11 protein-coding genes are annotated in these 14527 nt (G+C 39.7%); 6 read left to right on the forward strand and 5 right to left on the reverse strand.

Annotated features, from left to right (window positions below):
* The first annotated feature begins 446 nt into the window (after window positions 1–446).
* Both ACE1AT_RS01445 and ACE1AT_RS01450 read left to right on the forward strand, forming a co-directional pair.
* Window positions 447–1232 (forward strand): LEVG family PEP-CTERM protein, encoded by a 786-nt coding sequence (locus ACE1AT_RS01445; protein ID WP_374865535.1) that lies wholly within the window; start codon window positions 447–449, stop codon window positions 1230–1232.
* A 598-nt stretch (window positions 1233–1830) separates the two neighbouring features.
* Complete coding sequence (locus ACE1AT_RS01450) at window positions 1831–2592, forward strand: LEVG family PEP-CTERM protein (protein ID WP_374865536.1); 762 nt, start codon at window positions 1831–1833, stop codon at window positions 2590–2592.
* A 47-nt stretch (window positions 2593–2639) separates the two neighbouring features.
* Here ACE1AT_RS01450 and ACE1AT_RS01455 read toward each other — a convergent pair whose 3' ends face one another.
* From ACE1AT_RS01455 to rpaB, 3 genes are all read right to left on the reverse strand, one after another.
* Window positions 2640–3155 carry a DUF456 domain-containing protein gene (locus ACE1AT_RS01455; protein WP_374865537.1) on the reverse strand — a complete coding sequence of 172 codons (516 nt, stop codon included), beginning with the start codon at window positions 3153–3155 and terminating at the stop codon, window positions 2640–2642.
* 104 nt (window positions 3156–3259) lie between these two features.
* Window positions 3260–3916, reverse strand: coding sequence for a cofactor assembly of complex C subunit B (locus ACE1AT_RS01460; protein ID WP_374865538.1), 657 nt, complete (start codon window positions 3914–3916; stop codon window positions 3260–3262).
* A gap of 313 nt (window positions 3917–4229) precedes the next feature.
* Window positions 4230–4958 (reverse strand): response regulator transcription factor RpaB, encoded by a 729-nt coding sequence (gene rpaB / locus ACE1AT_RS01465; RefSeq protein ID WP_026087249.1) that lies wholly within the window; start codon window positions 4956–4958, stop codon window positions 4230–4232.
* A 170-nt stretch (window positions 4959–5128) separates the two neighbouring features.
* Between rpaB and radA the strand changes: the two genes are divergently transcribed.
* Window positions 5129–6685 (forward strand): DNA repair protein RadA, encoded by a 1557-nt coding sequence (gene radA / locus ACE1AT_RS01470; RefSeq protein ID WP_374865539.1) that lies wholly within the window; start codon window positions 5129–5131, stop codon window positions 6683–6685.
* Window positions 6686–6779: 94 nt separating this feature from the next.
* Here radA and ACE1AT_RS01475 read toward each other — a convergent pair whose 3' ends face one another.
* A complete protein-coding gene (locus ACE1AT_RS01475; RefSeq protein ID WP_374865540.1) occupies window positions 6780–7880 on the reverse strand; it encodes a trypsin-like peptidase domain-containing protein in 1101 nt (366 codons plus the stop codon).
* Window positions 7881–8132: 252 nt separating this feature from the next.
* Between ACE1AT_RS01475 and ACE1AT_RS01480 the strand changes: the two genes are divergently transcribed.
* The gene (locus ACE1AT_RS01480) at window positions 8133–8930 is read left to right on the forward strand and encodes a Uma2 family endonuclease (protein ID WP_374865559.1); all 798 of its coding nucleotides are present in this window, start codon (window positions 8133–8135) and stop codon (window positions 8928–8930) included.
* Window positions 8931–8968: 38 nt separating this feature from the next.
* On the opposite strand, the gene ACE1AT_RS01485 is transcribed toward ACE1AT_RS01480, so the two are convergent.
* Window positions 8969–11398, reverse strand: a complete 2430-nt coding sequence (locus ACE1AT_RS01485) for an ATP-binding cassette domain-containing protein (protein ID WP_374865541.1) — start codon at window positions 11396–11398, stop codon at window positions 8969–8971.
* A gap of 348 nt (window positions 11399–11746) precedes the next feature.
* Between ACE1AT_RS01485 and ACE1AT_RS01490 the strand changes: the two genes are divergently transcribed.
* Together ACE1AT_RS01490 and ACE1AT_RS01495 are read left to right on the forward strand one after the other, a co-directional pair.
* On the forward strand, window positions 11747–12649 hold the full coding sequence (locus tag ACE1AT_RS01490) for a phosphate/phosphite/phosphonate ABC transporter substrate-binding protein (protein WP_374865542.1): 903 nt from the start codon (window positions 11747–11749) through the stop codon (window positions 12647–12649).
* Between the two features lie 369 nt (window positions 12650–13018).
* The gene (locus ACE1AT_RS01495) at window positions 13019–14461 is read left to right on the forward strand and encodes a protein kinase (protein WP_374865543.1); all 1443 of its coding nucleotides are present in this window, start codon (window positions 13019–13021) and stop codon (window positions 14459–14461) included.
* The last annotated feature ends 66 nt before the right edge of the window (window positions 14462–14527 follow it).

Consider the following 14527-nt stretch of genomic DNA (forward strand, 5'->3'; position numbering starts at 1 on the left):
TTGATAATGTTGGGTTATATTACTCTGCGATCAGCCGCGCAGGGCGCGTCTACGTTCCTCAAACGCCAGGTGCTACAACTCTTGGGACCCCCGCAACGCACTGGCTCCCCAACCTACGCTAGTTTTAGTTTTTAGCCTTAATTGAACCGTATTGACATATATTCTTCATAAATCAATCTATAAAATTTTTTAAATCAAGGGGTTAATACCATTCAAAATCTCTTGTTTTTATAATCAAGTACTATTTATGACAATTAAAGTATTTTAAAAAACATTAGATTTCAGTATTTTTCCTAAAGTTTTTCTCAAAATCAAGAATAAGTAAATATTCTGATTTTGAGATGACAATTACTCGGATACGGAAATAACATACGGATATGTTTCAGAACAAACACATAAGTTTGTTTCTAATAACCGAAATTATCCTTAGTTATTTCCAATAAATCATGCAAAAAATCTCTGCTTTAACAAAAACACTGATAGCATTTTCTGTTGGTTTAGGTATTGCTGCTGCTACACCATCAGCAAAGGCTGCTTCCCTAGTTCCTCAACAAGAAGGAGAAGTACAAACCAACCTCGGATGTCTTGATCCGAATCAGTGTATTAACACAACTTCACTAGGTTATACAGTCACAAGTTTAGATTATGATGGGGCTGGAGGTTATGGTCTTAGCCGATTATTTGTAGATAGCAGAACCACTTCTAATATCTATGAAGGACAAGGTCTAAAAGTTAGTTTTGGGACAAAAGATGCAGGTACAAACCCAGCATTAAGCGAATATTGGTTCCGTCCTGTAGCAATTACAGAAAAAGGTAAGTTACCTGAAGGTGGTCAATTAGAAGTCGGTCGTTTCTTATTTAACTTTACTAAGGAAATGTCGGAAGTAAGTTTAGATTTTTTTGACGTAGAAGATACAGGCACTGCTATCTTGCTAATAAATGGTCAATCAGTTAGCAATTTGAATGTACCTGCTGGAAAAAATAACAAAATTCAGTCATTGACTCTTTATAATGTAAAATCTTTTGAAGTGCAGTTGGGTAACGCTTATTCTAACAAATTCAAAACTGGCGATGGTGTTGATATCAAAGGAAATGTAGTTCCCAAACCAGTAACAGAACCAGGAAATATTCTCGGTTTAAGTGCTTTATTACTAGTAGGTACATTCGGCTTGCGACAACGCAAAAAAACTGCATCAGCAGCTGAGAATTTGGTTATGAACTTATATAATTAATGAGCTACTTCACAAACATTTACTATTTACTCACCGCGTGATTTCTCTAGAAACCCGGTTTCTCAGTTTTCCGAAACCGGATGTCCATAATCAAGTAAGTTGTCATATTAGACCATTAACTTCATAAAAGGATTGATAGTAAATAAAAAATTCATAATTTAGACATTTATTTTCTTAGATTTCTCCTTCTGTTTAATCTGATTGAGTAGATAGAGTAAATAAGCCCAGCACTTATTTACTTTATACTACTCATTTTTTTATAAGAAAGTTGTGAAAATTGAGTAGAAACGCAAAATTACCCTGCGGGATATTGCTACGCGTCCCTACAGGATTCAAATGTCAATCGATTTGTCTTATCCGAGCAGTATTGGTTGCTGTTGCGTCTACATTATTATTTTGATTTCCTAGTTATTAATACGTATATACCTTGTGAATTTACGGAATAATATTAGGTTTTTATCTGCAAATCAAGAAAATGTAAAATATATTTTTCCTACTACCCACTTCAGCAAATTATCTATTAGCTTAGTGATGCAATAGCAATACATCATCATTTTTTTCTACGAATTTCATTTAAAAGGGTTGCAGAAGGGGAATCATGCATAAATTTCATTTTTTAGCAGCAATGATGGGAACAACTTTGGGCTTGGGCGTAATTACTAGTGCGCCTGCTGCTCATGCTGTTTCCCTCATTCCCACACAAGAAGGTGAAATCAAGACTAATCTTGCTTGTCTTGATCCAACTAAATGTCTGAGTACAACTTCACTAGGTTACACAGTCACAAGTTTAGATTATGATGGGGCTGGTGGATATGGTGCTAGTCGATTATTTGTGGATGATAGAGCCACTTCTAACACCTATCAAGGGCAAGGTTTAAAAGTTAGTTTCGGAACAAAAGACGCAGGTACAAATACAGGAATCAATGAATACTGGTTACGTCCTGTAGCTATTACAGAAAGCGGTAAGTTACCTGAAAATGGTCAATTAGAAGTTGGTCGCTTCTTGTTTGAATTCACAAATGTAATGTCGGAAGTAACTCTAGATTTTTTTGATGTGGAAGATATTGGTACTGGCGTTTTGTTAATCAACGGCAAGTCAGTTAACAATCTGATGTTGCAAGCTGGAAAGAATAACAATATTCAGGCTTTGACTTTTTACGATGTCAAATCTTTTGAAGTGCAGTTGGGTAATGGTCATTCTCAGAAGTTTCCCAAGTATGGTGATGGTGTGAACTTGTCTGGAATCGAGGGAATACCAAAAGCTGTACCGGAAGCGGGAACGACTTTTGGCTTGAGTGCTTTGGCGATAGCAGGTATGTTTGGCTTACGGCAACGTAAAAAGATTTTATCAGTAAGCTAAAGGTGATACTGTTTTAGCTGCTGATGTATTCAGCAGCTTTTTTATTTTTAACCAAACACTTGTGGCCAAGTATTGACTAAGAAAAACACAACTGCTGCGATCGCCAACACCCCCTGAATTAAATTTCCCACGACTGTACCAACTACAATTCCAATACCTGCTTTGACTGCGATCGCAAAGTCTCTTCTATAGATTAATTCACCGATGATTGCTCCTACTAGAGGGCCAAACAGTATTCCTAAAAGTGGCCCTCCTACAGGTAAAGCTGGTAATAATCCTAAAAACCCAGCAATTAAACCAATAATTGCACCTATCTGTCCCCATTTACTAGCGCCTGCTTGTTTTGCACCTAAATAACCAGCTAATAAATCTACACCAATACTTAGAACTAAAACTATAGCTGTGACAATCAATGGCGCACTAATAGCAGCAAAAGAACCTTTTATAAATCCCCAAATAATAATAGCTATTAATATTAAACTGGCACCTGGTAAAGCTGGAACCACAGAGCCAATAATACCTACAACCATTAAGGCAATTAGTAATAAATAAACTATTTGCATAAATATATATTATTAGTTGTTAGTTGTTAGTGGTTAGTGGTTGGTTAAACATGCCCAATACCCAAACCTCATACCTTCTTCCTAAATTTTTCATTTTTCATTTTTCATTGTTTACTCCCCATCGTCTCACTCAGGGTGACAGCTAACTTATCAGCAATTCCAGCGATCCAGTTTTCATCTTGTTTAGTATAGCTGCGAGGGGCATTTGCTCCTAAAATCAAAACGCCTTCTTTACCAATTGGTTGACAAATTACTCCTTGAGTATTTTCTGGCAAATAATCAAATTCAATTTTTCCCGGATAGACTTTTAAGGCAACTAAATACACAGGCTGTTGTTTTTCGAGTACTCTTTTTAAAATTGGGCCTGGTGTCACCTCTGATTTTGTGCCTAAAATTCCTCGCCGCAATAAAACTTTACCTTGATAAAAAACGACAAGCGATCGCGTGACTGTATTAGTTAACAATAAATGCGATGCCCAGGCAAGTTCTGTTTTGATTGTCTGGGGTAAATCAGGAGCAAGTACAAAACCTTCTTCTCCAATTAGTTCTACTGCATCAGGCGATCGCGGTTGTACTTGCTGCCAAAGTAAACCCGTTAAAATCAATACTCCACTCAAAATGACACCCAAGACATCTGCACGAGCTTGAGACTGTGTTATTTCTGATGTCAGCAAACGGTTTGTTAACAAAAGTACAGCGCCTAACCCCCCCACAACAATAGGTAGACGCCGCAAAATACGGTTCGGATCGGATTTAGCCATGCTTGATCAATGCTGAAAATTGACATACCTCCTCATCCTAAAGGAGCGAGGATTCCTTGACACTTCACAGAAGCTTGCTACTAGTAGTCTTACAGTCTCTCCATGTCCGTTTAAAGTCTCCCAATGCCCTATGGCGACTTGTTTTTATTCTAGTAGAAATTCAGGGCAAAGCCGCCTTTCTGGAACGGAGCTTGTATCCCATCAATTTTGTTCAAAAGTCAAAAGTCATGTTTTTGTCTCCTTTGTCCTCCTTGTCCTCCTTGTCTCCCTTGTCCCCCCTGTCTCCCTAGGGCTAATTCCCTTCCCTAAAAACTTACTCTTCTCCCGGTTCTATAATCCGTTGAAAAAGATAACCAGTTCCTCTGGCTGTCAAAATCAATTCTGGGTTACTAGGATCGTCCTCTAATTTTGCTCGCAGACGAGAAATATGTACATCCACTACACGGGTATCTACATGACGTTCTGGTGTATACCCCCAAACCTCCTGCAAAATTTCTGAACGAGAGAAAGCCTCTCCAGAACGACTCACTAGCAGTTCTAGCAAGCTAAATTCCATACCTGTCAAGCGAATACGCTCATCACCTTTGTAGACTTGTCGCTTGTTGGTATCAATTTTGATATTTCCAACATGGATTACTCCAGAACTGGGAATCCCAGAAGCACTGTTTTTATCTACCCGCCGCAGTACTGAACGGATTCGAGCTTCGAGTTCTTTGGGCGAAAAAGGTTTAACTACGTAATCATCAGCACCTAGTTCAAGACCAGTAATCCGGTCAGCAACGTCCCCCAGTGCTGTTAACATAATTATTGGGACATCTGATTCCTTACGCAATTCTTGACAAACGCCGTAGCCATCGAGCTTAGGCATCATCACGTCCAAAACTACCAAATCAGGGTCAGTCTTGCGGAAAGTATCCAAAGCTTCTTCGCCGTCGCCAGCAGTTACAACATCATAACCAATCATCGAAAGCCGAGTTTCCAAAATTCGGCGAATGCTGGCTTCGTCATCTACTACCAGAATTTTTTCTTTATGACTTTCCAAGCTAATCAACGCTCCTTAACTAAAAATTTTCATGATTAAATTTTCATACCATAATATTAAGATATCATTCCAATTATTCCGTGGGAAAAAGCTGTAACTACTTCTATTATTGGATTTTTGTTTTGCTGAAGAATTAAGAAAAAATTAAGATTATTTAATAATATTTAAGAATGCCAAAGCCGAAAACTTATTATGTTTGTAACCAATGTGGCGCAGAATCTCCACAATGGTTTGGTAAGTGTCCATCTTGCGGCACATATAATTCCTTAGAAGAAGAAATTTCCATCCAGTCCTCAACGGATATTCCAAGTCGGGGAGTGAGTAGTTGGCATTCTCAGCAAGGAAACACTAAATCTGCGAATAAACCAGCAAAGCCACGAGCTTCTTTGAGATTTGATCAAATTAGCGATCGCCAAGTTACACGCTGGCCTTCTGGTTATGGTGAACTAGATCGAGTCCTCGGCGGCGGTGTTGTCCCTGGTTCGATGGTATTAATTGGTGGCGATCCAGGCATAGGCAAATCTACGTTACTTTTACAAGTATCAAATGAACTAGCACAAAGATACCGTATCCTCTACGTCTCCGGAGAAGAATCTGGACAACAAGTTAAATTAAGAGCTTCCCGATTGGGTGTAACCAAACCACTCAACGTAGTTAGTAATGGGAATGGCAATGATAATGGTAACACTAACAACTCTGAAGTAATAGAAGAAACACCCATAACCTCAGAAATAAGGCAAATTGAAGGAACAATTGCCGATTTATATGTGTTACCGGAAACAGATTTAGAAGAGATACTGAAGGAAGTCGAATCTCTCAAACCCAATTTGACGGTAATTGACAGTATTCAAACAGTCTTTTTCCCTGCTCTAACCTCTGCACCCGGTTCTGTAGCCCAGGTACGGGAATGTACCGCAGCTTTGATGAAGGTGGCAAAGCATGAAGATATTACCATGTTGATTGTTGGACACGTAACTAAAGAAGGAGCGATCGCCGGACCGAAAGTTTTAGAACACCTCGTAGATACAGTGTTGTATTTTGAAGGCGATCGCTTTGCTTCTCATCGGTTATTACGGACAGTGAAAAACCGCTTTGGTGCTACCCATGAAATCGGCATCTTTGAAATGGTGGAACACGGTTTGCGGGAAGTTTCCAACCCCAGCGAACTATTTTTGGGGAACCGTGATGACCCTGGTCCCGGTACTGCGATTGTAGTTGCTTGCGAAGGTACACGCCCGATTGTTGTGGAGTTGCAAGCATTGGTAAGCCCCACTAGTTACGCCTCACCCCGTCGTTCTACCACAGGCGTAGACTACAACCGCTTGGTGCAGATTTTGGCAGTTTTGGAAAAGCGGGTAGGCGTTCCCATGTCGAAACTGGATTCCTACGTCGCTTCTGCGGGTGGGTTGAACGTCGAGGAACCAGCAGTAGATTTGGGTGTAGCAATTGCGATTGTTGCTAGTTTCCGCGATCGCGTTGTCGATCCTGGAACTGTATTAATTGGTGAAGTCGGTTTGGGTGGGCAAGTACGCCCTGTGTCACAAATGGAATTGCGGTTAAAAGAAGCGGCAAAATTGGGATTTAAGCGGGCGATCGTTCCGAAAGGGCAAAAATTTCCCAGCTTGGACATTGAGATTTTGCCGGTTTCCAAGGTAATAGATGCGATTATCGCGGCGATACCACAAGCATCGTTGGAGGATGAAGATTTAGAACCAGATGAGGAGTGACCGAAGAAAGGCAGACGGAAGGGGCAGAAGGCAGTCCCAATGAAAAAACCTCACCCCCAGTCCCTCTCCTTACCAAGAAGAAGGATGTCAGTTGTTACTGTGGATACTTTAAAATCAACTCCAACATTTTTTTGTATGACTCATCATTTCCATGCTCTGGAAACAGTTCAATCGCTTTTTGTAAATCTTCAAATCCGCCGTTTTTATCTCCGGATTCAGCACGGATACCACCCCGGATTATATAGGCTTCTGCATATTTGGGATTGATTTTTATGGCTTGGGTTAAATCTGCTAATGCGCCTTGTTTATCTCCTAATTCATAGCGGGAAGCACCCCGGCCAGCATACGCTTCAGCATAGTTGGGGTTGAGCCTAATCGCTTCATTAACATCAGCGATCGCTCCCTCATAATCCTGATTTTTCTGCTTTTCTCTGGCTCTGATAAAAAAGTCATCCGCTTTTGGTGTAGCAGCCACAACATTTGGCGGACGCACGCCTACATCTACACCCACAAATGATAACTGTCGCAAAGCGGAATAAATAGTGATACCTAATCCCGTAATTATTTTCGTCTGACTCTGTCCGCCTATTGTTTGCTCATCAGCCCTGCCGTGAATTGCTACTACTTCTCCCTGTTCATTTAGCACCGGGCCGCCGCTCATTCCACCTAAAGTATCGTTATCGTAAATAATGTTATAACCATCACCTTGGGCAGCACCATTCGCTTGCACTTGTCCCTTATTAAAAAATAAAGTCGGATTGGGAATTGCACCTCTCTGTACGGGAAATCCCGTTACGTACACTGTTGTACTGGCTGTAGCTTTGTCTGAATTTCCGATTTTGGCAATTTTATAATTGTTACCACTGCTAAACTCAACGACAGCTAAATCTGCTCCTGATAAGCGTTTAACAGATTTAACTTGATTACTTTTTTGATCTGGTGTAATAATTTCGTACTTACTACTATCTTTGACCACATGATAAGCAGTCAGGATGGTGTAAGTGTTACCGGAATGCTTGATGAGAACTCCTGAACCAGAAACAATTGGATTTTGACTATCCACAATCCGCACAGTGATTTCTCTACCAATGCTTTCTAACTCCTGCGAAGACAGGGCGAATACAACTTGCGCCTGCACCAATACAATAGACACGCCTATCAATAGCGGTGGAATTGTGTAGTAGTACTTCATCATCAGAGACTATTTTTCTCTATTTTGTGGAAGATATAAGAAGCTACAACTAAAATTTGCAGTATTTTGGAAATATGTCTAGATATATCAATAAAAATACAATCTTCAAATTAAAAAAGCATAAATATAGCTAAATACACTAACTTTAGGTAATAACTGTAGAAGATACTCAATGTGCGAGCATCAATTAGTTATGAATGCTGCTTTTTACCTTCCCTACTTAAGATTTACTACAATCTCAAATCCAAAATTGATATGACTTCTCCTCGCCTCATTCCTCAATCTGATCCTCCGCTTCCTCCTTGGCAAACTCTACCAACAATGTATGATTTACCAAGTGACAACCCAGAGGAACCCGGTTTGCCTGATGATTTCCACTTTTTACAGCCTTTACTTTTATATTTAACTTTTCAACCAATAAACTGGAACCCGGAATTAGTTTATAGTGCTGCTGACCTCAATCTCTACTACGATATTCAGCATCCTCTGTGGTACAAACGCCCAGATTGGTTTGGTGTGGTTGGAGTGCCAAAATTATATGATGAACGTGATTTACGTTTAAGTTATGTAACCTGGCAAGAGCGAGCAAATCCTTTTGTTGTCGTTGAATTGTTATCTCCAGGAACAGAAGAAGAAGATTTAGGGACAAAAAAAATAGAAATAGGTAAACCTCCGACAAAATGGGAAGTTTATGAAAGAATCTTGCGGGTTCCCTACTATATTGTTTTTAGCCGCTATACAAATGAAATTCGAGCATTTCAGTTAGTAGGTGGACATTATGAACCGATGAATTTCACGGAAGGACGCTTACAAATGCCAGAGTTGAGTTTAAGTTTAGGATTATGGCAAGGTTCATTTCGAGATATTGAAAGGTTGTGGTTAAGGTGGTTTACTTTAGAAGGAAAATTAATTCCTGCACCCACAGAAGAAGCTGCGGCTGCTACCGAACGAGCTATGATTGCTGAACAAGAAGCTGCTCAAGCAAAAAGAAAAGCAGAACAATTAGCAGAACGTTTGCGTCAATTAGGTGTGAATCCTGATGAGATAGATTAAGTTAGTTGTTAGTAAATGGAAAACAAAAAACGTCATCTTCAAACAATATCTTTCCTTTTCTGTAACAACAGCGCCACGATTAAATAAACAAACGTATGCACACCCAAAATTCCCCAATTTAAACCCAAATTCTTCCAAGTTGCATTGTACACATCAGACTTTTCAAAAATATCCATAAGAGAAGGTAAACCTGGGGTATTTTCTGGAACCATTGCATTGACATTGACTAAGGTTCCGTAAGCACCAATTGACCATCTACTAATTGTTAGCCATCCTAATTTAGCTGCTAAACCTGTCATTTTAAATAGCACTCCTGAGAGAATGATTTGGGGAATCATTATTAAGGGAAGAATGCTATTTGCTTCGTTTTCTGTTTTGACTAGGGCAGATATCATTAAACTCAGGCTAACACTTGCCAGCAGGGTTAAAAAGGTAGTAATTCCTAAACCCAAGAACCAAGGTATGAGATTAGATTCTGGAGATTTAAAACCGATTAATACAGCTGCAATAATTAATAATGTTTGCAACAATACTAAACTGGAACGAATCGCAACTTTAGAACCCAAATAGGAAATTAAACCCAAGTTAATCAGTCGTTCTCGTGCATAAATAGCTGCTTCTTTGACAATCTCTCTGACGGAACTAGAAAGCCCTACCCAAATTCCTATACAACTAAAGATGAATAGTACCTTTAGTGCTAAAGGGCCTTGGGTAATTTCTACGGGGTTGAGTCTTTTGAGGGGTGTTTCGTCTCGTAATATCCATGCTGTGAGTGCGATCGCAATCGGCCCTGATACCGACGATAAAATTATACTTGTGCGATCGCGCAGCACTAATTGCAGATATCGCTGACTCAACAGCACCAGTTGTTTAATCGGAGATATGCCTGTGTGAATGCGATCATCTGCTTTCGATGTACTATCTTTACCAGGCTTTAACTGTGATTTTACGTACTTCTGGGATTCTGGCGATCTTTCGTATTTCTGCGACCAATAATCAACCGTTGATGCAACATCTTTGCCATTACTGCCTTGATCAAGTTTGATATAAATATCTGAAAAATACTTTAAGTCTTCTGAGGGCATTTCAAAAAAGCCCAGTGCTTCCTTGGGAGGGCCAAAGTAACAGAGTTTACCACCTCTACCCATGAAGACAATGTGATCGCACACTTCAATATTGGCTGTCGCATGGGTTACTAACACTACTGTCCGCCCTTGGTCTGCTAATTCTCGCAACAGACGCATCATTTCTTTATCTAAACCAGGGTCAAGACCAGAAGTTGGTTCGTCTAAGAAGAATAGTTTCGGGTCGGCTAATAGTTCCACGCCAATACTGACGCGTTTACGTTGTCCACCACTGAGATTACGGATAAAATTTGTCCGTACGTGGGTTAGTTTAATTTGTTCTAAGGTAGTATCTACTACTTGCTGGACATTTGTGTCGGGTGGAAGCCTCAGTTTGCAGGCATAGCCGAGTACTTCCTCTACCCGGAGGTCGGGGTGTACAATATCATCTTGGGGAACATAACCTAGTTGTGAACGATACATCGGCCAATTTTGCCGCAAGTTGTCACCATTTAAGTAGACTGTACCAGAAGATACTGGTTCAATTCCCAATAAAGATTTCATCAAGGTAGACTTACCAGCACCGCTACCACCAACTAACGCTACTAGCTGTCCTGGTTCAATCACCAAAGATACATCGTTCAGAATTATTCTTTCTCGTCCCTCTTTGTCTTTGACTTTGCGTTGCAAGCGGTTGACATCAAGACGGATTTGACTACCACTGTCTAATAATTCTAGGCAATCTGGGCGATAAAGCAGGCTAAACGGCCCGATTTGAATTCTGCTTTGATCTACTAACTGAAAGCGTTTGGAAACTCGTTGACCATTGACAAAAGTACCATTTGTACTTAAATCTTGGAGAAAATGTCCCCCTTGACCATCAGGATAAATTGTCGCGTGGAGGCGAGAGACTGTAGGCGCATCCAACTGCATGGAAGAATAGCGATCTGGTTTTGGCGATCGCCCCAATTGCACAGGCCAGTCCTTCAAGCCTTTTAACATCAAGCGGCGGTTTGTAGGGATCGTTACCGGAGCATCAACAGGGTTATAGTAAGTTAGCTGAATTCGGTTGTGAGGAGATTGTCCGATTTCTAACTGCACGCCATTTTTTAATAAATAGCCACTAGCATCAATGGGTAATTGGTTCAAAAATATACCATTACGACTAGGATTGACTCCATCACCATCATAGATTCGATAATCTCCTCCTTCTTTACGTAAAGTAGCTTGTTTTCTGGAGAAGACTTCCCAGCCTATTGGTACTTCTAAATCTGCCCATTCGCGACCACGCCCCAAGCGATGCTCATCTTTTTGAAGATAAAGCCGTAGGATTTGGCCTTTGTTATTCAGTTCCAAAAAAGGTTGAGGACTAACAAGCGTAGCTTGTTCAAAGCTCCCTGTCATGAAATTTATTATACCTATTCTCTGGTTAAAGCCATACCCGTATCCTACAGGAATTGTGGGTGATTTTCCGGATTATTTTTGATAATTTCTTCGTAATTTAACGGAATAAGCATAGATGTGAAGGTAGTTATTAGATTGTTCTTGTTCGTTGGTTGTTCCAAACAACAGAACTTCTTTCTTCCATCATGAGCAAAACCAAACCACATTAGTCAAGATATATTTTCAAATAGCAACATTTGTCGTAAAAAAGGTTAACTTTTTTGTGCGATCGCCTTTTGCAAGGAGATCGAAGTACGATCATCAAAATTAATTGCGCCTGATTATCTCCTGCTGTTGTAACTAAAAATTATGAAAATTAATATTTTTATTCAGTCACGTTTTTTACTATTTCAACTAGTGGCATTAATAGGGATATTTGGATTCGGATGTGACTCACAACCAAAAACAAGCGAGAGTCCTGACAGACTGACTATCGGCGTTATTAGCTACGGTGAAGGAAAAATATCGCTTGATAAGTACGATCGCTTCAAAGATTACATCGCATCACAAACTAAATCAATTGTGGATTTGGAGCCAGCCTACAACGAATTGCAAGCTATTGACCAAATTCGCAACAAAAAATGGGAATTAGTATTTGCACCTCCGGGTTTAGCTGCGATCGCGATCGGCAAAGAACTTTACATTCCTTTATTTTCCATGGAAGGAGTTAGTAATAGACAACGTTCTTTATTAATTGTCCGAGATGATAAACCAATCAATAAAATATCAGATTTGTCTAACAAAACTGTTGCTTTAGGAGAAATTGGTTCTGCTGCTGGCTACTATGTCCCTTTGTACGATCTCTACGGTTTAACTTTAGCTCAAATTCGTTTTGCTCCTACTCCTAAAACTGTACTTGAATGGATTGATAACGCAACAGTTGATGCTGGTGCTATATCAGAGCAAGATTTTGAGGTTCATCGCCGTAGTTTCAGTACGACCAAGTTTAGAACTTTACACACTAGTCGCTGGATTCCCTCTGGAGTGATGCTACTTTCGCCAACAGTAGATCGCAATCTCCAACAGCAAATCCAAAAAGCCATGAATGATGCACCTGCCGATATTGCTGCCGACGCAGGTTACATTCCTGCTGCTAAAATACCTAATTACCAGGAGTTTATTAAGTTAGTAGAAAAAGTTCAGCCTATAGAGCCAAAAGTGAAGCAAACACCTGCTATTCTCATTCCAGAAACATCTAACCCGACAAAGTAAATTAGCAAGCAATTAACTCAATAGTTGCATAATACTTAATAAAATGTAATAAATTATTTGCATATTTTTTGAGTTTATACCCAATAAATAATTAGGGTGATAGTAATTTATGATGTTAACAAATATCTCAAACAGAAACTAATTGGCTTTTACAATAGTCATTTAATGTCAAAACTTCAACGTGTGTTCTCCAAAAGTAAGTCTGGAAATCCAAATTTGAAAATCATCAAAAATTGATGTTTAGATAACTTTACTGGAAAAGTGTAGATTCATAGATATTTTGGATTTCTTGTACGAAAACTCATAGGCTAGGAGTTGAAGTTATATGTAACAAAATTATATATGGGAAATAATTAGGAGTCTCATGATATGTCTCAGCTCCCCTTAGTCAAACCAGAAATACCTTCAGGAACATTAATTGATAATCGTTACATCATCCAACAACTGCTAGGACAGGGGGGTCTGGGGCGAACCTACTTGGCGTTTGATACTCGTCGCTTTAATGAGGCTTGTGTCCTGAAGGAATTTGCGCCGATTGGGACAGGAGGAGGAGGAGGATTAGAAAAATGCCGCAATTTGTTCAAAAGAGAAGCAAGAATTCTTCACCAGTTAGAACATCCACAAATACCTCGTTTTTTGGCTTGTTTTGAAGGAGATGGTCGCCTCTTCCTGGTACAAGAATATGTCAATGGTAAAACTTACTCAGCCTTATTACGCGATCGCCAACGTCAAGGACAAACTTTTACTGAAGAAGAAGTCATTCAGTGGTTGAGAAACTTATTACCCATTTTAGAATACATCCATCAGCATCATATTATTCATAGGGATATTTCACCTGACAATATTATGTTACCCGAAGGTAATATTTTGCCCGTCTTAATTGACTTTGGAGTTGGAAAACAAATAGCTGATCTCAATGAAGTTACTAATGCCAACCAAGCGACCTTTGTAGGTAAAATGTCTTTGGTAGGGAAAGTAGGATACGCCCCCCGCGAACAAATCAGCTTAGGGTTGTGTTCTCCTAGTAGTGACCTCTATGCTTTAGGAGTCACAGCAATTGTACTGCTTACAGGTAAAGATCCATCATTGCTCATGGATCAGTACAGCTTGGAGTGGAAATGGCGTTTTTACACTTATGTCAGCGATGAATTTGCTCAAATCCTGGATAAAATGCTGTCAGATACACCCAGGTACAGATATCAAACATCTCAAGAGGTTTTAAGGGATCTTGAGCTTTTAGGAAGACCTCAAACAGCATCACCATCAACAATGTTTGATGTTCCTCCTACCATACTTACTCCGGACGCTCAAACAACCCTAACAATATCTCAATCTCAGTCTCCTAATTCAGATTTAGATGAAACGGTGCTGAGTAAAGCATCAAGTCAACAAACTTCTCGCGATCCACAAACGAATCAAAATCAACCAAATTTTCCAAATCGACAAACTTATCAGAGTCAACCAAATTATCAAAACTCACAAACGAATCAAAATCAACCAAATTTCCCAAATCGACAAACTTATCAAAATCAACCAAATTATCAAAACTCACAAACGAATCAAAATCAACCAAATTTTCCAAATCGACAAACGAATCAAAATCAGCAACAAATAACTTCACTCAACGCTGCATTTATACGGCGTTGTCAAGATGCTTTAGCCTTCTATATTGGTCCGATGGCTAGCCTGATCGTAGAAGATACCTTAGCCGATAATCCGCAAACGACACCTTACCAGTTTGTAGAACTCTTAGCAAGAGAAATACCAGAGTCAGAAGCCGCATTGGAATTTACTAGACGCTTATTTTCGTAGAAAATTATTCTATATAAATAGCCTGCGTAGGCAGGCGTAAGTCTCGTGTAGTAGCGATTACGAACA

This window comes from Pelatocladus sp. BLCC-F211, from assembly GCF_041928655.1.
GTDB lineage: Bacteria > Cyanobacteriota > Cyanobacteriia > Cyanobacteriales > Nostocaceae > Pelatocladus.